General features: G+C 72.5%; 1 protein-coding gene and 1 pseudogene. One reads left to right on the forward strand and one right to left on the reverse strand.

Annotated features, from left to right (window positions below; genetic code table 11):
• Window positions 1–156: pseudogene (locus CCN42_RS45410) on the reverse strand (NADP-dependent oxidoreductase); the annotation flags it as partial.
• 126 nt (window positions 157–282) lie between these two features.
• Here CCN42_RS45410 and CCN42_RS39800 point away from each other — a divergent pair.
• Window positions 283–690, forward strand: a complete 408-nt coding sequence (locus CCN42_RS39800; RefSeq protein WP_086172415.1) for a winged helix-turn-helix transcriptional regulator — start codon at window positions 283–285, stop codon at window positions 688–690.
• The last annotated feature ends 323 nt before the right edge of the window (window positions 691–1013 follow it).

Genomic DNA, 1013 nt, shown 5'->3' on the forward strand with positions numbered 1-1013 from the left:
CCCGAAGACGCCCGCCCGCACCCCGGCGTCCACCGGGTTCAGCGCGGCCGCCGCCACCTTGATCCGCACCTGCCGCGCACCCGGCTGCGGCACCGCGGTCTCCACGACCTCGACCGCCTCGGGACCGCCGAACCGCTCCACGACCACTGCACGCACGATGAACAACTCCCTTGGTTCACATGGCAGCTGAGGCGTCTCCCCAGCTGCCCGCAACCCTAGGAAGAGTTACTATCCATCGGTAAGTAGTTACCCGGAAGTGCGTTCATACCCCAGAGGTGAGCGATGGCGACCATGACCGCGGCCCAGCGGCGCGAGCGGGCCCGCACCGAGTACGACGCGTTCCTCAAGGCCTGCCCGACCAACCAGCTCCTGGACCGGATCAGCGACAAGTGGGTCAGCCTCGTCGTCGCCGCCCTCGCCGCCGGCCCCATGCGCTACAGCGACCTCAGCCGCAAGATCGCCGGCGTCAGCCCCAAGATGCTCACCCAGACCCTGCGCTCCCTGGAACGCGACGGCATCCTCAGCCGCACCGTCACCCCGTCCGTCCCGGTCCGCGTCGACTACGAGCTGACCCCGCTCGGCCGCAGCCTCAGCCTCCTCCTCACCGCCGTGAAGGACTGGGCGGAGACCCACTTCGACGAGGTCCACCGGGCCCGCCGGCGCTACGACGGCGACGACGCCGGTCACTAGGGCCTGTCTGACAGTTCCTAGGCACACCCGCGGCCCAGCAGCGGCCGGAGACGGCCGGAAGCCGTAGGTGTCCCCGGTGTCCGGCTCCCCACCGCGTCGCACTCCATCAGCACCTCGGACGGCGCCCCGCGCAGCCCCACCCGCAGCGGGCTCCGCTCCCCCGCGCGACAGCGCGAGCCGGTCCTCCGGCGGCGCCGACCAGCGCAGCCGCACGGGAGCGTCCGGCACCGCCGCAGGCCCGTGATCGCGGGGCGGAACCGTACGTCCAGCCGCCCGTCCGCCGGCACCGCGGCGCCATGGAACGACAGCTCCCCCTCGACCGC

The organism is Streptomyces glaucescens, from assembly GCF_002154375.1.
Classification (GTDB): Bacteria; Actinomycetota; Actinomycetes; order Streptomycetales; family Streptomycetaceae; genus Streptomyces; species Streptomyces glaucescens.

What these genes read in the sequence shown, in the direction of transcription:
- CCN42_RS39800 (WP_086172415.1), top strand. Translation starts at nt 283, where the DNA reads ATGGCGACCATGACCGCGGCCCAGCGGCGCGAGCGGGCCCGCACCGAG.